The sequence below is a fragment of the Peribacillus sp. P4_B1 genome, assembly GCF_056402395.1.
Genome location: NZ_JBFUHM010000040.1, coordinates 1 through 20,638 on the forward strand (window position 1 = coordinate 1; position 20,638 = coordinate 20,638).

Sequence of the window (20,638 nt, forward strand, 5' to 3'; positions counted from 1 at the left end):
TATCAAGGGCGTCTTCAAGAAGAAATCAATCAAGATCGTGAAAACCATGGAAAGAAGCCTTTTCCATCAGATAAATTTGATAAAGAAGAGACCAAAGAGATTAAAGAAAGTACAACGGATTCTGAGAGTGGCTACTATGTGAAAGATGAACGAACAAAACAGTTTGCCTATTCATTCCACGCGGCCGCAGACCGCAACGGTTTTKTATTGGGAACAATTGTAACACCYGGAAATATACATGAMAGTCAGATCTTAGAGCCACTAGTTGAACAAGTGATTGAGAAARTTGGAAAACCGGAAGCCGTTGCCGCAGATGCAGCTTATAAAACACCAGCGATTACAAGCTACCTATTTAACAAAGAAATCATACCGGCTTTACCTTATACACRTCCTCGCACCAAAGAAGGATTTTTCCGCAAACAGGACTATGTATACGATGAACATTTTGATTGTTACCTTTGTCCTTCGGGAGAGCTATTAAAGTACTCAACAACCAATAAAGAGGGCTATCGCGAGTATAAATCACCCAAACACACTTGTGCGACATGCTCATTTTTATCTCAGTGTACAGAAAGCAAAGACCATCAAAAAGTGGTGACACGGCATATTTGGCAAACACATGTGGAAGAAGAAAGATCATCTGCGTCATCATCAAGATGTAAAAACTATATATGCGAAACGTAAAGAAACGATTGAGCGTGTATTCGCTGATGCAAAAGAAAAGCATGGTATGCGTTGGACAACTTTAAGGGGACTTAAAAAATTGTCGATGCAGGCGATGCTTACTTTCGCTGCGATTAATTTAAAGAAGATGGCCAATTGGACATGGGGAGGTCCAAAAATGGCCTAACATAGTGGGCTCGTAGAGCCCCAATCTCCTAACTTCAGGCAAAAATTCAAAGGGAATCTCAAAAAGGGGTTCGGAATTTTTTAATTCCGAACCCCTTTTGTCTACAAACTGAAGGAGCCTAAAAGGCTCCCTTTTTTATGTTCGTTTCATTTAATGATACCCGTTCTTACCGTTTGCTGAACCTGATGTTTTATGGTTCGATCCTTTTTTTCCTTTTTGCTTTGTGCTGCCATCCTTTTTACTCATGAAAGTACTCCCCCTCTACAAAAGTTATGTCATTTCTTGAATAGTATCTGCTTCAGGATAGTCCTCTATTACGGGAACTCCAGGAAGATCATTTACATTCTGGATTTTCCTTTTCACTTAACAGGGCATTTATTTCCCCGCCCAGTATGATGATGAGCCCAGATAAATAAAACCAGACCATTAATACGATTATTCCTCCAAGACTTCCATATGTCGCCGAATAATTAGCAAAATTCTCCACATAAAAAGAAAACAAAAGGGAAACGAGGCTCCATCCTGCCGTTGCAAAGATAGAACCAGGCAATACGGTTAGGCATTTCAGTCTTTTGTTGGGCGCAATCCAATAAAGGATCGTGAACACTATTAAAAATACAAGCGTGCTGATCACCCAGCGCAGTTGATTCCAAATGATTAGAAACTCATCGGATTGTCCAATTTCAGCAAATAGGAATACTCCGATCTGTTTTCCGAATATCGGAAGCAATAAAACGACAATAAACACAAAAATCATCGCTAAAGTGAGAAGAATCGACATTCCCCGGGAAATAAAGAAAGTTCGACTTTCTTTTACACCATATGCTTGATTAAATGCTTTAATGATTGCATTCATCCCATTCGAGGCTGACCATATGGTTCCAATGACACCAAACGACAATAAAGTACTATTCGCTTCCATCACTTCCGAGAGGTTAGCCTCAATTATTTTCATCGAACCCGCGGGTGCATATGTACTTATAGTATTTAAAATATCTTCTTGGGAAAATGGCAGATAGGCCAATAAAGTGAACAAAAAAATAAGTAAAGGAAACAGGGAAAGCAAAAAGAAATAAGACAGCTGTGCGGCAAGTCCCGACACATCATCCATCTGTAACCGTTTTATGAATGTCTTGAAGAATGAGCCTTTCAGCCATTCTTTTTTACTGGCCATACCCCCACCCCATTTTTTAATTTGAGGAAACCCGTCCTTGCGGATCCTGACTTGAAGTCGAATCTTCCGGCTCTGCAGCAAAGACTTCCTTCGTCTCTATCACCACTTGCGCAACTTGCGATGGAATATCTTTCATTTCCTCCACCTTTTGGGAAATGAATGATACATCATCAGAAATTTTTTCTACAGTGGAACGGACCTTAGATGATGTTTCACGTACTTGTGAAAGTACCCCATTGGGATTCTTCACTAATTCTTTCATATTACTCAAGCAACTTTTGCTGTTTTCCAATACCGAATAACGCGTATTTTTATCAAAAAGGCTTACTGCAGCCCCTACTAACGCCCCGATAAAGACCGCTTGCATAAATTTACTTTTCTTGGCACATTTATATTCTTCTCGAATGTTGCTCATATATTCTCCTCCTCGTCATATATTGGTTGATGATAATGGTAGCTATCTCCATTATACAATGTTTAAAAAAGTTTTTTCCTATCTTTTCCCAAACTCTCTCACTTTAAAACGCAAAGACGACAAAGTGAATTGAGGCTCAAGCTTCGTTTTCCACCCGAATATTCATTGACTTCTAGGGGTAATCATGCAAAGATGTAAATAATTTAGGAACGTATGAAAGGATGAGGGGTATGGATTTAACACAAAACACAGCCGAAAGTGTCGAGTTTATGGTTGAAGCAATTAAGGATAAATTGAAGGTGATGAACTTCGGTGCAATCAAATCAACCCATTTTGATATCGAAATGTACGAAGAACTGCACGATATTTATAAAATGGTGATGAAAAAAAACAATTTCAGTGTCCGTGAAATGGAAGCTATCGCTGAAGAACTTGGAAGACTGCGTAATAAATAACATTCAAATCCTCCCATTCCGGTGAGGATTTTTTCAATTTTTAAAGATTTCTGCTACATTTGATATAGAACTTATTGTTGAAAACAGACAGGAGTTGTAAGCATGGTAGATAGAAGAACGCCCATCAGTATCGCTGAAGCAGTGGAAAAAGTGATGAAGCATAAATTAGGAGGAGAAGTGGAGCTGATTCCCCTGGAAGAAAGTCAAGATCGTTTTTTGGCTCAAGATATTACAGCTACAAATGATGTTCCGCATTTTAATCGCTCGCCATATGATGGATTCACCCTCAGGTCCAGGGATACCGTTGAAGGTTCCATAAATAACCCACTCGAATTCGAAGTGGTCGAAGAGTTAGCTGCAGGTATGGTATCGACTATCCCCGTGCAAAAAAACCAAGTTGCAAGAATCATGACTGGAGCTCAGATGCCAGCTGGGTGTGATGCCGTAATTATGCTCGAGCTCACGAAGGAATTCGAAAAGGATGGAAAGAAGTACATATCATTTAAACGCTCACTTAAAGAAGGGGAAAATGTTTCTTTTCAAGGTGAGGACGCAAAGAAAGGGGATCTTCTTGTAAAAAAAGGAACAGCGATCAATCCAGGGATCATCGGCTTACTGGCAACATTCGGTTATGCAGAAGTCCCTGTTGCCAAAAAGCCTGTCGTCGGATTATTCGCTACTGGTTCGGAACTACTTGATGTTAATGAACCTTTGCAGCCCGGGAAGATTCGCAACAGCAATTCGTATGCCCTTTCCGCTCAAATACGGAGGGCGGGAGGAGAAGTCCGTTTTTATGGAAAGCTTAAAGATGAATTCGAATTAAGCTACGAAGCCATTTCAACAGCTTTGGAGGAAGTCGATCTACTCATTACAACTGGAGGCGTTTCCGTCGGCGATTTTGACCTTCTCCCAGATATTTATCAAAAAGTGGGAGCAGATGTCCTATTCAACAAAGTGGCCATGCGCCCTGGCAGCGTGACGACCGTAGCCGTATATAATAACAAGATTTTATTCGGTTTATCCGGTAACCCATCCGCCAGTTATGTCGGCTTTGAACTATTTGCAAGACCCATCATCCGCACCATGTTGTTTTCGGAACATCCGCATTTACGAAAAGAGACTGCTCAATTGGCAGAGGACTTCTTAAAGCCCAACCCATTCTCACGTCTGCTTCGAACCCGATTATTTTACGAATCCGGCCGGTTGAAGGTAATTCCTAGTGGTGTTGATAAATCCAATATTACAACAAGCCTGGCTGGTGCCAATTCATTGACTGTCTTACCTGGGGGGACCCGTGGCTTTCAAACTGGAGATATCGTGGACGTTCTGCTTCTCGATGACCAAGAAGGAAGCAAATGGCCTTGGTAAAACCCTTTATTTTTCAAGTGGTTGGCTACCAAAATAGAGGAAAAACGACATTCATAACGAATATAATCGAAAAGCTTCGCGCAGTAAAATTAGAAACAGCCATTTTAAAACACCATGGGCATGGCGGAAAACCAGATATCACTGGTATGAAGGATTCCCATAAACACTTTCAGGCTGGGGCAGCCGCTTCACTTGTTGAAGGAGACGGGACAATAGAATTGCTCGGCAATTTCAAGGGCGAGGCCCCTATCGCTGAGTTGATTCAATTATTGGGTCTATTTCTCCCCGATGTGATTTTAATTGAAGGTTATAAGCAAGAGGACTTTCCTAAGGTCATTATAATCAAAGAAGAGAGTGACCTCCTGCTATTGGAAAGACTTACGAATGTCAAAGCAGCGGTGGCTTGGCCTGAATGTCTGGAACGAACCAGGGATTATGCTTCAGTACCCGTCTTCCCTTTGGATTCGGATCAATTCATTCCATGGTTTTTAAAACAAATATGAAGGAGGGCACAATGTTCATTCAATTTCCCTTAGAGAAACGCCGCAAGATGATCGAACGTATCCAAGAATATGTGTATCAGGAACATGATAAGGAAATCGGTGAAATCGCTGCTGAAAATCACTTGCAATTCATTTTGGAAAACATCGCTCCCTTTATTTATAACGAAGGCATTAATGATGCGAAAAAAGTGATTGAGGACAGATTAGGCAATATTGAAGAGGATTTGTATTCATTGGAACGACCGATTGATTAAAATGAAAAAACAGCATCATAATTGATGCTGTTTTTTTACGTTCATTGTTCTGTCAGAATAAGCGGACCGTTTTTCGTGATGGCAATCGTATGCTCATATTGAGCCGAGTATTTCCCGTCTGCAGTGGAAGCCGTCCATCCATTCGCATCCCTGCTGGCTTTATATGTACCTACGTTTACCATTGGTTCGATAGTGAATACCATTCCTTCTTTAAGACGCGGACCTTTATTCGGCAGCCCATAATGCGGAACTTGCGGCTCTTCATGAATGACATTTCCTATCCCATGTCCGATGAAATCACGAACGACCGAGAAGCCTTCCGCTTCGACATAGGTTTGAATGGCATGACCAATGTCACCAATCCGATTGCCTTCAACACACACTTCAATCGCCTTATATAAAGATTCCTTCGTCACATGCACTAAATGTTCAGTTTCCTTGGAAACCTTTCCGACCGTATACGTCCAGGCAGAGTCGGAAAGGGCCCCGTTATAATTGACGACCATATCAATCGTTACGATATCTCCATTTTTCAAAGGGGTCTTACGGGGGAAACCATGACAGATTTCTTCATTTATGCTGGCACATGTCGCATACTCATACCCCTTGTAACCCTTTTGTTCCGGCTTCGCTCCATGTTTTTTTAAGAATCCTTCGACAAATTCTTCTATTTCCCATGTTGTCACACCAGGAACAATCAACTTTGCAATTTCCCTATGACAAGCTGCCAAAATTTTACCCGATTCATGCATCGCTTGAATTTCACGTGCAGATTTTAATACAATCAATCGTGACACTTCCTTTTTTATTCGTCTCTCCTTTTATTTTACTGCAAAGATTGAAGTATATGAATCCTTTAAATCTTATTAAATAAAAAATCCCGGCAGCTGCCGGGATTTTTCATTATTTCAATAGATTAAGCGATTCCCGGTTAAATGCTGGAAGATCATCTGGCGTCCTGCTGGTTACAAGCTGATTGCCGCATACAACGACCTCTTTGTCCAAATATGTGGCACCTGCATACTCCATATCCACTTTAATGGATGTATATCCTGTTGCGTGGCGTCCTTCAAGTGTTTTCGCTGTAATCAGCAACTGTGGTCCATGGCAAATTGCAAATACAGGCTTTTTATCATCCATAAACGATTTGGCGAATGATGCGAAGCGTTCATCAGCACGCAGTTGATCAGGCGAGAACCCTCCGGGGATGAACAATGCATCGAAGTTCTCTGGTTTCACCGAATCGATGCTTTCATCAATCTCTACTTCTACTTCCCCTTGTTTCCCTTTAACAATTTTCCCTTTTTCCATTTCAATCGTCGTAACGGTATGGCCGGCTGCTTCAAATGCATTTGCGGGTTCACTGTACTCCGAGTCCTCAAACATATTCGTTACTAAACATGCGATATTTTTACCCATGAAAATTCATCTCCTCAATTTTTGATCGAATGAACTTACTTTGTACTTTAATTATGTTCCCTCTTGCAGCATGAATAAAACACAATTTAAAGTTGTCACTACCAAAAATCATTTCCGTTCATTTGAGTGAGATCCCGCTAAAATTTCCGACATTCTTTCGGAGGTTGCTACACCTCGGCTTTAAAATCTGAAAAATAAGGGGTCCCTGACCTCTTTTCTTTTCCCAAACCTGATCAATGTTTGGGATACTGGCCAACAACGTGTATGGCATTGATGATTCTATTGTTGATCCACTTCCTGTTCTCTTCTGTATTCAAATTTTCAAATATCCTTTTCCGCCGTTCTTCCGTGGTTACATAGTAATTAGGCAGGTTATTCAATGATAATGTGATGATGTCATTTTTACATTTGCTGCACGAACAAAATGTTTGGTATTCTATACCTGACATTAAAACCTGCACCCATGTCACAACGATTTCTTCCATCACATTTGTGTATTCTCTTTCCATATATTCTCCTTCAAAAAGAAAAACCCATCCATTCCTGACAGGTTTTCACTCATTTATCGCTGTCCGTGGAACAATTAGGATTTCAACTCTCCGGTTTTTCGCCCTTCCTTTTTTCGTTTCATTGGAAGCAACCGGCTTGAATTCCCCATGTCCTTTAGCACTGAACATTTCGGGATCCAAATCCTTATTTTCGAGGAGAAGTTTCATAAAATTCACAGATCGCATCACACTCAGGTCCCAGTTGGATTCATACTTGGAATTTTTGATAGGAATATTATCGGTATGTCCGCTTACGATGATGTTTCTGGGTAAGTCCATGACCAGTAACCCCGAGATTTCTTTAGCCATTTTACGGTTTTCACTCCTCACCTCGGCCACACCCGATTCGAACAGCACGTTTTCCCTAATTGAAATCAACATACCTTCATCCGTAAGGTTCGTTCCCAATTTATCCGTTAAATCATTTTTTTCGATATAGGCATTTACGCGCTCCTGAACTTCCGTAAGTTCTTCCTGCTCGTTTTTCCCTAGCTTCTCAAGATCTTCTGCACCTGTTTTTTGTTCGGGCGACGTCGGCTCATTGCTGGGGGAATCACTAGGAAATTCCATAAAACCCGTCCCGCTCGTAAAGACCTGGTTAAATACATTGGACAACTGCTGGAACCTTACTGCATCAACCGAACTTGAAGCGAATAAGACGATAAAAAGCGCAAGAAGCAATGTTAAGATATCGGCATAAGGAACCAACCATGATTCATCGATATGCTCTTCATGCCTTTGTTTCTTTTTTCGCCTAGCCATCTTCTCTCACATCGCCTTCTAACCACTTTTTACGATCTCCAGCAGGCAAATATGATGTTAATTTCTGTTCAATCGTCCTTGGCGCTTCCCCTTCGATGATCGACAAAATCCCTTCAATCATCATTTCTTTGATTCTGACTTCCTGCTGCGATTTCCGTTTGAGCTTATTGGCAAAAGGATGCCATAACACATACCCCGTGTAAATCCCCATCAAGGTTGCAACGAAAGCGGCAGATATCGCATGTCCCAATGCCTCCGAGTCAGCCATATTCCCCAATGCAGCAATCAGCCCGATTACTGCACCCAATACACCAAGTGTCGGTGCGTATGTTCCGGCTTGACTGAAAATCGCTGCCGCACTCAGATGACGTTCTTCCATCGCGTCTATTTCCTCTGCTAAAATATCACGAATATAATCGGCACTCTGACCTTCTACTGCAAGATTCAAGCCATTTTTCAAAAAAGTATTATCCACTTGATCCGAAATGCTTTCCAATGCCAATAAGCCTTCTTTCCTGGCAATGACCGCCCATTCCGAAAAAGTTTTTATTAATTCTTCAGGCTTTGTCAATTTTTGTTCAAAGAATAAAATCTTGAATATTTTTGGTAGTCTTTTTAATTCTGACAAAGGGAAAGCCGTTACGACAGCAGCTATCGTCCCTACAATAATGATCATAATAGCTGCAGGGTTAATCAACGCCGTAACACTAACGCCTTTCAACACCATTCCGACTAAGATGGCCACAATACCCAGAACTACGCCCAAAACTGATGTTATATCCATATTACTCACCCATTCATTTAAAGTCTCGTCTCCTCCTTATATCGGATGAAGTTAAAAAAAAGTGAGGATTATTTTACTAATTTTAAATTTAATTAAATCACCACAAATCCCACCTTTTCCACTACTTGTAAGGTCAAATTCAACAGCATATTTCAATAGCCCAGGTAAAAATTCCGTCGAAAATGGAATTTCAGGGCGTTTCGTTCGTGAGTTTCGCTTTGCGCCTGAAAATTGTTCATTTACTCTTAAGTTTCGGTGCTTTACTCGTGAGTTTCGCCGCTTTACTCGTGAGTTTCATGCTTTTACTCGTGAATTTCGCCGCTTTACTCGTGAGTTTCGCCGCTTTACTCGTGAATTTCGCCGCTTTACTCGTGAGTTTCGCCGCTTTACTCGTGAGTTTCGCCGCTTTACTCGTGAGTTTCATGCTTTTACTCGTGAATTTCGCCGCTTTACTCGTGAGTGCTATCCTTTTATGGGCAACATGCTAAAAGTTTTCCGACATAGTATTTCCATATTGAAAACAGGGACAAAGCCTGTCAGCTTTGTCCCTGTTTCTGCTTCCCATGGATTCTTCCATCCAACCATTTAATGATGGGTGATAGAAAAAATAAAATGAATAAGATCCTGAATAAATGAAAGCTTGTGACAACGGATAAATCCACATGTACAGACATGGCTGTGACTGCCATTTCGGCCACGCCGCCTGGCGCCATGCTCAAAAATAATTCGTTCGCCTGCAAGGATAGCATCGGAGCAAATTGAATGGATAGATAATAGCAAAATCCAATTAACAGGACATTACTGAGGAATACGGCCCCGAACATCTTTCTGAAAAGTCGGGGATTATCAACCTTCAGTGTGTAGCCTAAATGTGCGCCAATCAACAATTGTGAAAAGTTCAACCAAAAGTCAGGAATTTGCGGGGCACCTGGACCTACTAAATTAAATAAGGCTGCGGCCATGAGAGGTCCTAGTAAAAAAGGCAGCGGGAAATTCACCTTCTTTGTGATGTAGATGAATAATAGCAAGGTTGCCAACATCATGATTGCTAACTTTCCATCATATTCAAATAAGAAAAACGGCCGCTCCGATTTGGCCAATACCGCACCTGGTTCAGCTGACATTACATGGGTCACAAGCCAAGGAACAATGGATATCACAAGGATGACCCTTAGTGTTTGCATGAAACCTACAACCGTTTCATCACTATCCTTCATTTCCTCACTTAAGACCACCATCTGGGATAGACCTCCCGGAAAACTGCCAAGCATGGAAGTGCTCAATGATAAGTCCATTCGCTTCCCTATAAACCAGCCAGTCAAAACTGTAAACAAAATGATTGCGATTGTCGTAAAAAGCATAACCGGCAAATATTCAAGCATCTCATTTAACGATTGTTTCGTGAATGAACTGCCCAGTTGCAAACCAAGAATGACCAATCCTGTGCTTCTAAAGGTTTTAGACCAAAACATGTACTTCCCTAACTTCACTTTCGCAATCATCACCACGAATAATGGTCCTAGCATCCATGGTAAGTATATCCCAAGGCAATCAAACGCATATCCACCCAGGAAAGCTAGAAAAGATGTAAAGATGACTCTAAAACTCTTACTCTCGATTAAATTTGCACTCACAAAATTACCTTCTTTATCTAAGCGGATTTTCATCTATATCTTAACATAAAATAAGCTGGTCCAAAGCTGTCTTGCACCCTTTCAACTGAAGCGAGGGGTATGATGGGGAAAATACGAGGAAGCGAGAATTACTTTTGACTTACGAGATTGGAAATAATTTGAAAATCTACCTTGCCGGTCATCCTGGGTTTCATTTTCCTTTTCTTGGATCATCGCTGATCCTTTCACATTTTTTTGCCGTCGTGGCCAATTTATTTGGCGGCTATTGTGCAGATCGATTTGGTAGTCAACGGCAAGCATTTGTATCCAAGCTTGCCCTTACACATATGAGGGGAAATATTTTGCAGCAGCTGCAATAGGCAGAATGTTGGCCCCGCTCTCCATCGCCAGCGCATTTTTATATTTCATCATGTTTTCACTCTATGAAAGGAACAGTTCGGCATTTCCACCATTTACTAGATTTCCCACCCCCACAAACTCGCTATAAAAGGTAGAATGAATATATAGGGGTCAAACTCTTATGGAGGGGTGACTAGATGTTATCAAATACAGAAATAGGCATTGACTTAGGAACTGCAAATACGCTAGTTTACAGTAAAAATAAAGGAATCGTATTTAATGAGCCATCGGTGGTGGCCATAGATATAGAGACTAATAAAGTATTGGCAGTCGGTGTGGATGCTAAAAACATGATCGGGAAAACACCTGGAAATATCGTTGCGATCCGTCCACTTAAGGACGGTGTTATTGCGGATTTTAATGTAACCGCGCAAATGCTTCGGGAAATCATGAAAAAAGCAAGTAAGGCATTAGGCTTATCGATTCGAAAGCCTAGTGTAGTGGTCTGTACACCATCAGGTTCCACATCAGTTGAGAGAAGGGCCATTCAGGATGCTGTCAAAAGCTGCGGAGCCAAACAGGTCCACCTTATTGAGGAACCAGTAGCGGCAGCAATCGGCGCAGGCCTGCCTGTCGAAGAGCCCATTGCCAATGTCATCGTTGATATCGGCGGCGGCACGACTGAGGTCGCAATCATATCTTACGGCGGCGTCGTTTCTTGTAATTCAATTAGAATTGGTGGAGATCAATTGGATGAAGATATCAGCCAATATGTTAGAAAAAAACATAATGTGCTGATTGGGGAAAGAACAGCCGAGGAAATAAAAAAAGAAATTGGCTACGCACTCGTTGAACATCCTGTGATCACCATGGAAGTTAGGGGCCGCGATCTTGTAACGGGTCTTCCAAAGCCGATTACAATATCATCCACTGACGTCCAGGAAGCCATCCAAGAATCGCTTCTTCATATATTGGAAGCAATCAGGGCCACTTTGGAAGACTGTCCTCCTGAATTAAGCGGGGATATCGTCGATCAAGGTGTCATTTTATCCGGCGGGGGTGCACTTCTCAACGGGATACAAGAATGGCTGACGAAAGAAATTGTCGTCCCAGTCCAACTTGCAGATAATCCGCTTGAATCAGTTGCCATCGGAACAGGGCTTTCACTTGAGGTCATTCACAAATTACAAAAAGCCGTATATTAAAATGATGAAGGAATCCCAACTTGGGGTTTCTTTTTTTTATCTACAAAGCCTGATGTTCCCATGATGCTAAAAATAATCTCCACATTTAAAGTTAAATAACTTCCCTGATATATTTTACCTCATTTGGGTAGAGAATAAGGAAAATGGTTTTTAGTTCGACAGTATGCGTTGCTTTTGGGAAAGATTATTTCTCCAGGACTAAACTCATGCAATGTAACATAAGTTGTGATACAATATAATTATGTTACATTGGTAAGAGGAGAAGATCTTATGGAATATGTAGAAGCCTTTAAGGATATCAATCAGATCAGCAAAATTAAAACATACTTACGAGCTCATTCCAGTCGGGATTATTTATTGTTCGTACTTGGCATCAATACTGGTATGAAGATAAATGAAATGCTCGAAATCACCGCCGCCAACGTTCTTGATGAAACTGGAAAAATCAAGGAGCTCTATGAGCAACGGATGGAAAATGACGAGGTCAACCAAATTTATTTGAACCTGAAAGTCCGAACTGCCTTACAAGAATACCTTAAAGGTTCGAAGGTTATCGAAGGTCAGTTTTTATTTCTTTCCCCTAAGACGAAAAAGCCGATTACACGTCAACAGGCGCACCGGATTATCCATGATGCTGTGGAAGGTGCAGGTCTGACGGGTAAATTCGGAGCAAGTTCGATGCGTAAAACTTTTGGCTACCATGCCTATAAACAAGGAGTTTCACTAGCCTTGATACAAAAGCATTACCATCATTCAAGTCCATCGGAGACATTAAAATACATCGGCATATCCAAGGAGAAGAAATTCAAGACGAATATTGACGTTAACTTATAACAACATTCTGCTATCTTCTGTAAACTCTAACCAACATTTTAAGGAGGAATTCCAGTGAGAATTAGAGAAAGTGAACTTCCTGGTATTGGTCAAAAATTTGAAATCATAACAAGGAATGATGAAAAGTTAGTAATCGTTATTCACGATGACGGCCGTAGGGAATTGTACCATTTTGATAGTGAACATGAAGACGTCATATCGAGCATCACCCTTAACGATCAAGAATCACGGCAAATGGCTTCCATCATAGGCGGAATGGTTTATAAACCACAAGCACTTGAAACGATTGAAATGTCATTGGGAGACTTAGTGATTGAATGGTTCAAAGTGGAACCTGGTTCCAAGGCCATCAATCAAACGATCGGTTCGATAGATATCAGGAGCAATTATAACGTAACCGTCATTGCCCATTCGAAAAAAGGAAAAAAACAACTGAATAATCCTGGTCCCGACTCTATCATCGAAACAGGCGATACCCTTGTGATATCCGGGGAAAGAAAAGATATCCGTAACCTGACAAGAGAATTATTGACCGACGAAAGGAGTGACTAAGCTCATATGGACCATTTAGTCTTTGAAGTGGGAACTGCCCTACTTCTAGTAGCATTGGCTGCTCTCGTTGCAGGTAAATTTAAAATCTCAAATGTTCCACTATTAATTATCATCGGGATGCTCGTTGGCCCTCATGCCCCACAATTCGGATTAATTGACCTACGTTTCATTGAAAGTGATGAAATCATAGCGTTCCTCGGACGTGTCGGTATCTTATTCCTTCTTTTTTACTTAGGTCTGGAATTTTCCGTTAAAAAGCTTATGAAGTCCGGGAAAAATATCGTGACAGGCGGAACGTATTACATTGTAATCAACGCCGGATTAGCCTTTGTATATGGTTTCCTTCTCGGTCTTCCTTTAAAAGAAGTACTAATATTAACGGGGATAATCAGCTTTTCATCCAGCGCCATTGTGGCAAAGGTGCTTGTGGACCTTAAAAGGACCGGGAACAATGAAACGGAGCTTATCCTTGGCATCATCATGTTTGAAGATATCTTCCTCGCTGTTTATTTATCAGTCGTATCCGGATTGGTATTAAGCTCCTCTGGTTCCATTTGGGGAACGTTACTTTCTACTTTTATCGCGATTGGGTATATGCTTGTATTTTTTGTTATCGCCCGGAAAGCATCTGGGATCCTTAACAAATTATTCAATATAACCTCTGATGAGATTTTTATCATCGTCGTGTTCGCTTTACTATTCTTCATTGCAGGTTTCTCGGAAACGATTCATGTTGCGGAAGCCATTGGTGCATTACTGCTCGGCCTAGTCTTTTCTGAGACGGAACACAGCGACAGGATTGAGAAACTTGTCATTCCCTTTAGAGACTTCTTCGGGGCCATATTCTTCTTTAGCTTTGGATTGAGTATCGATCCGACGACGCTTGGTGGAGCTGTCTGGATGGTTCTTGGAGCTGTCATCATCACTATAATCGGTAACTTTGTTGCTGGTATGATTGCCGGACGCAAATCCGGTTTATCTCACAGAGCTTCCGCAAACATCGGTTTAACGATCGTTTCACGTGGTGAATTCTCCATAATTTTGGCAAACCTAGGCATTGCCGGCGGTTTAATGCCTATACTAACCCCGTTCGCGGCACTTTATGTTTTGACCTTAGCGATTCTTGGGCCGATCCTTACAAAAGAATCCAAACACATCTATAATATCCTAAATAAAGTCTTCAAATGGACCCCTCCTAAGGTTCCAAAGGAACAGGGAAAAGAAGTGCAATAGATAAAAAAGCCAGTCAAGCTGTCTGGCTTTTTTTCTGTTTACCTATAATAACACACCTGAAAAATCTTCCATAATTTCCTAGTTGTTATTATACTTGTTATAAAGGGGGCAAAAATCATGAATCTTTCTTTGAAAAGAGCCATTAGATATTTAATATTCCTAGTAGTATTATCGGGCGTATTATTCATAGGATTAAAGTACCAACAGCACCTATTTAAGCTTAGCCGCGAAACATATGAGATTAAGGGGTACTTGTTGTTCGAATCTTCATTCCCGATTTTCCTGGGCATGGTACTCGCCATTCCCCGAATTCTGCAAATTTTTTCAAAAAAAGGGCATTTGAAAGTGAATTGGCTAAGAATAGTCATCCTTGGCTTGCCATTCCTTTACTTCGCCATCATTCCGATTTTGTATTTCTCTGAAGCAGTTAAAATTGATTGGCCCCTCTCAAAGCTGGTTTTTGGTTATTTCGGCGTAAATGGATCCACCACATTAAATACGATCACTGGGGTAATTGCAGGTTATATCATTGTTACAAGCTTCTACAAGCGGGCGGATTAAACATGAAAGGGACTTCTTCTTTGGGCCCATTTCAATTCCTTTTAATTTTTGAGGATTAACTTACATGAACAGAGGGAAAAGAAGCAGATAACCTAAGTAACTATTCAGGAGTGATGCGAATGAATAAGTCGATTAAATTTTCAAAGGAACTGATTAAAGAAATAAAGGAAGATCGTGTAACGGGGCTGGCCGCTGAACAAGCTTATTACTATTTACTCGCACTATTCCCTTTACTCATTTTACTGCTGTCCATATTACCTTATCTGAATATTGATATTCAGACAGCCCTGGACACGATAAAAACCTTCATGCCTACGGAAACGATGGAAGTCATCGAGAAAAATATCATCAACATATTATCTGAACGGAACGGCGGCTTACTGACTTTTGGTTTCCTTGGCACCATATGGTCTGCTTCCAACGGAATGAATGCATTCATCCATTCCATGAATATCGCTTATGATGTTGAAGAAACAAGGAATTTCCTTAAAGCCCGCTTCATCTCCATTATGTTGACATTAGGCTTGGTCGTAGCATTCATCGTCATGTTGGGTCTCCCAGTCTTCGGAAAAGTCATCATCGATATATTACAGCAAGTCATTCCGATTCCTGAAGAAATGCAAATTTTATTCAGCTTATTACGGTGGATTATCGCGGTTGCAGTCATCTCACTCGTCCTGACTTTTCTATATCGCTTTGCACCTAATAAAAGTTTTCCCATTAAACATGTCATCCCCGGGGCAGTGACCGCAACTGTACTTTGGCTGGGAATATCACTTGGATTTTCATTCTATGTCAGTAACTTTGCCAACTATTCTTCCACATACGGCAGTTTAGGAGGCGTCATCATCTTGATGCTATGGCTGTATTTAAGTGGTCTGATCTTTGTGATTGGCGGAGAAATAAATGCAATCCTTCATCGCCAAAATTCCATTCCAAAAAAACAGTCACGTACGATCGTACATCCTGTCCCGCTTAAAAGATAAAATCAAGATTGAAAAGCGGCTGTCCCATTCGGAGGACAGCCGCCTTTCTAATTACCCCTTATTGACAAACTCTTCATATCTTTCATCATGGGCCAGCCATGCAGCGTATTTCCGCTTCATGTATTTTTCCGCTTCCGTAAATGTATCGAATGTTTTTTTCTGTTGTTTTCCGTTGATTTCAACAATCCATTCCTCTTCTTCATCTTCATAGATGAATATATCCTGTTTGTCTCTTGTTGAATATAGGCAACCCTCTGGGGATCCTTTTACATTCAATTGATTCTTATGTGCATCTCGTTTAAGGGGCTCGGCATAGAAGGTCTTTTCGACATATTGACTATATGCCTTTTCGGACATGGTACAACCTGCGGCTTTTTGATGGCCACCCCCATCGTACTTGCCAGCAACTTCAGAAACATCTATGTCATCGTGGATTGTCCGGAAGCTGATTCTTTTACTTCCGACCATCAGGATTGCGATATAATCCAAATGTGAGAATTCTTTCGACAGTTCGTTTCCAAGTTCTGAGTGATATGACTCTGCGTGGACCACACCAGCTGTATGTGGACCGACCGTAGCTTGATAAACTTCTCTTTTTTTCCTGTTTATGTACCGATCTACTCGACTTTCTTCTACATTTAGAAGCGTTTGCTCCACTTCGTCAAAAGTGAAACTTTCAGCAGTAGAAAGCTTATTTGCGATTTTCATTTCGAATTCCTCTATCGGAATCATGAAAAACAGGTCATTCAACCGTTTTGCCGTTGAATTTTTATTTACTTCCCATTCCCAAGTATCGTATTGACGGACCAATTCAACGAATTCAGCGACAATATTTGAAGGTTCCAGCAATTTATTTTCAACTGCATACTGATAGAATAATGAAGTTGCTGCCGTCTGTTTACCGTCTTCCTGTTCGACAGTTACAGATGCCCAATCATGCTCGTTCAAATGCAGTGCTGACTTATGATGATCGATCAGAAGCGCTTTGCCTCCGTCTTCCACAAACTGCGTAATCATTTTTTCGTTATCTTCATCAACCGATAGATCAGTAACAATCAATGTATCCTCAATCTTTGCCTGCTCAAGAAATGCTCCTACATTTTGATTAAGGCGACCGATTGAATTATAACTAACCACTACTTCTTCTCCGAATGCCAGCTTAGCGACAATGCCGCAGCCGACTCCATCTAAATCATTATGTGTAAAGAGATGGTACACACAAACCCCTCCTAATAACTAATAATTTTACTTTTCCCTAAAGACAGGAATTTCAATTGCAATCTTTACAATTGTAGCATAATCATATCCGCATATTTTATCATGCTTTCATTACGCGATGCTTTTGTTCGTTTTTTTTTCGAAAAACCACTAATGATTCATTATTTCACAGAAATTATACCCAAATATAATGAAAACACATTACTTTGAAATTGTATTTCCATGTATTCCTTTAAAACTGACAGGGCAGCACAGTTAACCTTTAATGATTCTGGCATCTCCCCGTTAGTGACTACTTAAAGTCTTACCCTATCCATCTTTCTAGGTCCCTCCCAATAAGTGGCCTTATCCATTTTCAAGATTGTCCATACAACAGGGGAAAAATAGGAAGTCACAAATGCTTCATTGACCTTAAAATCCGGCACATCAAAAAGCCGCAGGGAATGTTATTCCCTGCGGCTTTCCTGATGTGAAATCACTGTTCTATCAATTTTCCAAGGTTGGCCATTTCAATGGCACTAACGGCAGCTTCATAGCCTTTGTTACCTGACTTTGTTCCGGCACGTTCAATGGCTTGTTCAATGTTCTCAGTTGTCAACAAACCGAAGATAACCGGTACACCTGTGTCCAAGGAAACGGAAGCCATACCTTTAGCTGCTTCATTGCAGACATAATCATAATGTGAAGTGGCACCCCTGATTACCGTTCCAAGTCCGATAACCGCATCATATTTACCCGTATTCACAAGTTTCTTCGCAATTAACGGAAGTTCGAAAGCACCCGGCACCCACGCGATGTCAACATCATTTTCATCAACGCCATGACGCTTAAGGCCATCCAATGCCCCTCCTAAAAGCTTGCTTGTGATAAACTCATTAAATCTTCCTACCACGATTCCGACTTTCAATCCTGATCCTATTAATTGTGCTTCAATAACTTTCCCCATGTCCAATTCCTCCTAATTTTAAAAAAATATCATTTTTTTCATTTAAAGATTAATTTAGCTAAAAATCTTTAAGCATTCGGGATGTTCAGTTCAAGTGCCTGTTTCCCGATTGTATCACTTTGTTCAAGATACCGAATCAAATCGGCTATCGTAATGAACTTCAGGTTGAATTTCCCAGCGATGACTTCTAAATCGGATACGCGTGCCATCGATCCATCATCATTCATGATTTCACATATGACACCAGCTGGAGCGGCACCGCATAATTTTGCCAAATCCACCGAAGCCTCCGTATGTCCTGCCCTCCTTAATACGCCGCCTTCTTTAGCGACTATCGGAAAAGTGTGACCAGGCCTTTGAAAATCTTCAGCAACCGAATCTTCTTTAAGAAGCTCAAGAATGGTCAAGGACCGTTCAAAAGCACTTATTCCTGTGGAAGTGCTTTTATGATCGACACTAACCGTAAAGGCAGTACCATGATGATCGGTATTTTCTCCTACCATAGGATGCAGGTTCAATTTCCCTGCCAGTTCTTCTGTAATGGTTGTACATATCAAACCTCGTCCATGAGTCGCCATGAAATTGATCGCTTCCGGCGTAGCCTTTTCGGCCAACAAGACGAAATCCCCTTCGTTTTCACGGTCTTCATCATCGGATACGATTACTACCTTGCCAGCTTTCAAATCCTCGATCGCTTCTTCAATTGTATGGAACATCATTACACCGCCCTTTTATTAGAATCCGTGCTCTGCCAAAAACTCTAAATTCAGTCCTGGTTTTGAATCGCCATTTTTCATTTGATGTATAATATATTTCCCTATCATGTCGTTTTCAATGTTAACGATATCGCCAGCCGCTTTTTGTCCCAATACGGTGTCCTGATGAGTCAATGGAATCAGAGATACAGTCAAAAGGTTTCGTTCAATTCCAAATATCGTCAGGCTCGTTCCATCAATGGCTACAGAGCCTTTTGGAATGCAAAAGGCACTGAGCCCTTCTTCCAATTGGATTACATAATATACGGCATTTTCTTTTCGTTCTTTTTTTATGATTGTTCCGGTCCCGTCGATATGACCTGAAACAAAATGACCGCCAAACCTACCCTGTGCACTCATGGCTCGTTCGAGATTCACAGGTGATCCCAATTTTAACGTCCGGATCGAGGAAGCTTTGACCGTTTCCGGCATTACGTCGACCGTAAACAAACTTTTCGTGAAGGACGTTACCGTTAAGCAGACCCCGTTGACTGAAATACTATCCCCCAGATGAACATCTTCAAGGATTTTTTCAGAACGGATCGACAACTCCATACTGCTTTTCCCTTTTTTCAAGGAATGGACGGTACCGATATCCTCGATGATTCCCGTAAACATGTTTTTCCCCCTTTTATAAAATATAAAAAACCCCTTAGGATGACCTAAGGAGTTAACAGGAGAAATGAGTGAAAAAAACTGTATACCTAAAAAGCCCAATATTTTCTTTTTTGAAAAATTAGGCGTACGTATACACTTGGGTTCCACACGTCCTTCTCCCATCCAGACTTTACTGTCGGCTTTGGAATCTCACCAAATCCTGCCTTTATCAGGCTCGCGGGCTTAGAATTTCTTCATCACCGCCGGTTGGGATTTTCACCCGACCCCGAAGGACTAAAATAATATGAATCTTTGAATATTTTATCACCTTAAAGTGAGGATGTAAAATTTCTAAACTTAAATGGTTCATTTGTTACAGGAACTCCCTCACTTTATGGAAAAATGAAATTCCGCTCCAAGTAACTTCGATGTGCTCCAAAAGGTTAACCGGGCCTAATTGGTGGAATAGGTTATAGGGATTACAATTCAAACAAGGAGGAAGCCCAAGATTATCGCCATCAACAATTTGCTTTTCTTTCTATTCGTCGTCACGATGAATTTTTTAGCCAATTTCCTGCCTTTGAACGGCCGAACATCTGGAGAGATTTCCGATAAACTGGATGTCCTCTTCACTCCTGCCAGTTATGTATTTTCCATATGGGGTTTAATCTATTTTCTGCTCGCCATCTGGGTATTCAGGCAGTTTTTAAGTAAACATCAAAACAGCCCTGCCAATAAGGCATTCTTCCCTTGGTTCGCTTTAAGCTGTGTCCTAAATGGCGCTTGGCTTTTGGCTTGGCATTACGAACGATTTTTGTTATCCGTATTCATTATCATTGCTCTTTTGGCTATATTATTGGTCAGTTCAACAAGCATTAAAAAAGTGGAGCATAATCCTTTCGACCTATTTCCGTTTTCCGTTTATACCGGCTGGGTGAGTGTTGCAGCCATCGCCGACATTTCTTATTACCTTACCTATATCGAATGGGACGGTTTTGGGATTTCCAGTGTAGCTTGGACGATCGTTTTGCTGATTGCAGCAACAATCCTGGCCTTTGTCTTTGCTGGTAAAAACCGGGATTGGTGCTATCCTCTCGTATTCGTTTGGACGTTCATTAGCATCGGGATCCGAAATGGTGCGCCCTACCAGGTAATCACAGACATTTCTTATATTCTGGCTGCTCTCATTTTTATCGTGTCGCCACGACCTTCATTAAAAATCGGAAGAACTGATAGGGAAATCTAG

At 41.1% G+C, this 20,638-nt stretch carries 24 protein-coding genes, 2 pseudogenes and 1 riboswitch; of the genes and pseudogenes, 14 read left to right on the top strand and 12 right to left on the bottom strand.

Translation table 11 applies throughout. The features are described from left to right. A pseudogene (locus AC1DVK_RS19645) lies at positions 1-850 on the top strand (transposase); the annotation flags it as partial. A 334-nt stretch (positions 851-1,184) separates the two neighbouring features. Here the strand turns inward: AC1DVK_RS19645 and AC1DVK_RS19650 are convergent. Both AC1DVK_RS19650 and AC1DVK_RS19655 read right to left on the bottom strand, forming a co-directional pair. Further along, positions 1,185-2,024, bottom strand: a complete 840-nt coding sequence (locus AC1DVK_RS19650; RefSeq protein WP_061461511.1) for a YihY/virulence factor BrkB family protein — start codon at positions 2,022-2,024, stop codon at positions 1,185-1,187. A gap of 16 nt (positions 2,025-2,040) precedes the next feature. Next, on the bottom strand, positions 2,041-2,439 hold the full coding sequence (locus tag AC1DVK_RS19655; protein WP_061461509.1) for a YtxH domain-containing protein: 399 nt from the start codon (positions 2,437-2,439) through the stop codon (positions 2,041-2,043). Between the two features lie 230 nt (positions 2,440-2,669). Between AC1DVK_RS19655 and AC1DVK_RS19660 the strand changes: the two genes are divergently transcribed. From AC1DVK_RS19660 to AC1DVK_RS19675, 4 genes are all read left to right on the top strand, one after another. Beyond that, the gene (locus AC1DVK_RS19660) at positions 2,670-2,894 is read left to right on the top strand and encodes a DUF1128 domain-containing protein (protein ID WP_061461507.1); all 225 of its coding nucleotides are present in this window, start codon (positions 2,670-2,672) and stop codon (positions 2,892-2,894) included. A 102-nt stretch (positions 2,895-2,996) separates the two neighbouring features. Then, on the top strand, positions 2,997-4,262 hold the full coding sequence (locus tag AC1DVK_RS19665) for a molybdopterin molybdotransferase MoeA (RefSeq protein ID WP_061461505.1): 1,266 nt from the start codon (positions 2,997-2,999) through the stop codon (positions 4,260-4,262). Next, on the top strand, positions 4,250-4,765 hold the full coding sequence (mobB, locus tag AC1DVK_RS19670) for a molybdopterin-guanine dinucleotide biosynthesis protein B (protein ID WP_061461503.1): 516 nt from the start codon (positions 4,250-4,252) through the stop codon (positions 4,763-4,765). Before AC1DVK_RS19665 ends, mobB begins: the two co-directional genes overlap by 13 nt. An 11-nt stretch (positions 4,766-4,776) precedes the next feature. Continuing rightward, entirely contained in the window at positions 4,777-5,019 is a 243-nt protein-coding gene (locus AC1DVK_RS19675) for a DUF2164 domain-containing protein (protein ID WP_061461502.1), read from the top strand. A 41-nt stretch (positions 5,020-5,060) separates the two neighbouring features. Here AC1DVK_RS19675 and map read toward each other — a convergent pair whose 3' ends face one another. From map to motA, 5 genes are all read right to left on the bottom strand, one after another. Next, positions 5,061-5,807, bottom strand: a complete 747-nt coding sequence (map, locus tag AC1DVK_RS19680) for a type I methionyl aminopeptidase (RefSeq protein WP_061461499.1) — start codon at positions 5,805-5,807, stop codon at positions 5,061-5,063. 115 nt (positions 5,808-5,922) lie between these two features. Further along, the gene (locus AC1DVK_RS19685) at positions 5,923-6,438 is read right to left on the bottom strand and encodes a type 1 glutamine amidotransferase domain-containing protein (RefSeq protein ID WP_061461498.1); all 516 of its coding nucleotides are present in this window, start codon (positions 6,436-6,438) and stop codon (positions 5,923-5,925) included. Positions 6,439-6,671: 233 nt separating this feature from the next. Beyond that, positions 6,672-6,947 carry a late competence development ComFB family protein gene (locus tag AC1DVK_RS19690; protein WP_477627193.1) on the bottom strand — a complete coding sequence of 92 codons (276 nt, stop codon included), beginning with the start codon at positions 6,945-6,947 and terminating at the stop codon, positions 6,672-6,674. A 45-nt stretch (positions 6,948-6,992) separates the two neighbouring features. Then, positions 6,993-7,748, bottom strand: coding sequence for a flagellar motor protein MotB (gene motB / locus AC1DVK_RS19695; protein WP_477627194.1), 756 nt, complete (start codon positions 7,746-7,748; stop codon positions 6,993-6,995). Beyond that, positions 7,741-8,532 (bottom strand): flagellar motor stator protein MotA, encoded by a 792-nt coding sequence (gene motA, locus AC1DVK_RS19700; protein WP_477627195.1) that lies wholly within the window; start codon positions 8,530-8,532, stop codon positions 7,741-7,743. Before motA ends, motB begins: the two co-directional genes overlap by 8 nt. Positions 8,533-8,593: 61 nt before the next feature. On the opposite strand from motA, the gene AC1DVK_RS19705 reads away from it, so the two are divergent. Further along, positions 8,594-9,121 carry a hypothetical protein gene (locus tag AC1DVK_RS19705; RefSeq protein ID WP_477627196.1) on the top strand — a complete coding sequence of 176 codons (528 nt, stop codon included), beginning with the start codon at positions 8,594-8,596 and terminating at the stop codon, positions 9,119-9,121. Here AC1DVK_RS19705 and AC1DVK_RS19710 read toward each other — a convergent pair. Beyond that, a complete protein-coding gene (locus AC1DVK_RS19710; protein WP_477627197.1) occupies positions 9,069-10,199 on the bottom strand; it encodes an AbrB family transcriptional regulator in 1,131 nt (376 codons plus the stop codon). The two genes, AC1DVK_RS19705 and AC1DVK_RS19710, sit on opposite strands and share 53 nt — an antisense overlap. Before the next feature lie 101 nt (positions 10,200-10,300). Between AC1DVK_RS19710 and AC1DVK_RS19715 the strand changes: the two genes are divergently transcribed. The 7 genes from AC1DVK_RS19715 (at position 10,301) to AC1DVK_RS19745 (ending at position 15,876) form a co-directional block, all read left to right on the top strand. Continuing rightward, a complete protein-coding gene (locus AC1DVK_RS19715) occupies positions 10,301-10,525 on the top strand; it encodes a hypothetical protein (RefSeq protein ID WP_477627198.1) in 225 nt (74 codons plus the stop codon). Between the two features lie 177 nt (positions 10,526-10,702). After that, complete coding sequence (mreBH, locus tag AC1DVK_RS19720) at positions 10,703-11,710, top strand: rod-share determining protein MreBH (protein WP_089362609.1); 1,008 nt, start codon at positions 10,703-10,705, stop codon at positions 11,708-11,710. 270 nt (positions 11,711-11,980) lie between these two features. Continuing rightward, complete coding sequence (locus AC1DVK_RS19725; protein WP_477627199.1) at positions 11,981-12,544, top strand: tyrosine-type recombinase/integrase; 564 nt, start codon at positions 11,981-11,983, stop codon at positions 12,542-12,544. Positions 12,545-12,598: 54 nt separating this feature from the next. Continuing rightward, positions 12,599-13,096 (top strand): cation:proton antiporter regulatory subunit, encoded by a 498-nt coding sequence (locus AC1DVK_RS19730; protein ID WP_061461485.1) that lies wholly within the window; start codon positions 12,599-12,601, stop codon positions 13,094-13,096. A 6-nt stretch (positions 13,097-13,102) separates the two neighbouring features. Next, positions 13,103-14,329, top strand: coding sequence for a cation:proton antiporter (locus tag AC1DVK_RS19735; protein WP_125162353.1), 1,227 nt, complete (start codon positions 13,103-13,105; stop codon positions 14,327-14,329). 117 nt (positions 14,330-14,446) lie between these two features. Further along, a complete protein-coding gene (locus AC1DVK_RS19740) occupies positions 14,447-14,890 on the top strand; it encodes a hypothetical protein (protein WP_477627200.1) in 444 nt (147 codons plus the stop codon). A gap of 119 nt (positions 14,891-15,009) precedes the next feature. Further along, on the top strand, positions 15,010-15,876 hold the full coding sequence (locus tag AC1DVK_RS19745; RefSeq protein ID WP_061461479.1) for a YihY/virulence factor BrkB family protein: 867 nt from the start codon (positions 15,010-15,012) through the stop codon (positions 15,874-15,876). A gap of 51 nt (positions 15,877-15,927) precedes the next feature. Here the strand turns inward: AC1DVK_RS19745 and AC1DVK_RS19750 are convergent, their stop codons facing one another. The 4 genes and pseudogenes from AC1DVK_RS19750 to ribE all read right to left on the bottom strand — a co-directional run bounded on the left by AC1DVK_RS19750 (position 15,928) and on the right by ribE (position 19,413). Beyond that, on the bottom strand, positions 15,928-17,094 hold the full coding sequence (locus tag AC1DVK_RS19750) for a DHH family phosphoesterase (RefSeq protein ID WP_477627201.1): 1,167 nt from the start codon (positions 17,092-17,094) through the stop codon (positions 15,928-15,930). Positions 17,095-17,569: 475 nt separating this feature from the next. Next, entirely contained in the window at positions 17,570-18,040 is a 471-nt protein-coding gene (gene ribH, locus AC1DVK_RS19755) for a 6,7-dimethyl-8-ribityllumazine synthase (RefSeq protein ID WP_061461475.1), read from the bottom strand. Between the two features lie 77 nt (positions 18,041-18,117). Further along, positions 18,118-18,756 (bottom strand): annotated as a pseudogene (ribB, locus tag AC1DVK_RS19760) (3,4-dihydroxy-2-butanone-4-phosphate synthase); the annotation flags it as partial. A gap of 18 nt (positions 18,757-18,774) precedes the next feature. Next, the gene (gene ribE / locus AC1DVK_RS19765) at positions 18,775-19,413 is read right to left on the bottom strand and encodes a riboflavin synthase (RefSeq protein WP_061461474.1); all 639 of its coding nucleotides are present in this window, start codon (positions 19,411-19,413) and stop codon (positions 18,775-18,777) included. 146 nt (positions 19,414-19,559) lie between these two features. Next, a riboswitch (FMN riboswitch) is annotated at positions 19,560-19,690 on the bottom strand. A gap of 255 nt (positions 19,691-19,945) precedes the next feature. Between ribE and AC1DVK_RS19770 the strand changes: the two genes are divergently transcribed. Further along, positions 19,946-20,638, top strand: coding sequence for a tryptophan-rich sensory protein (locus AC1DVK_RS19770; RefSeq protein WP_477627202.1), 693 nt, complete (start codon positions 19,946-19,948; stop codon positions 20,636-20,638).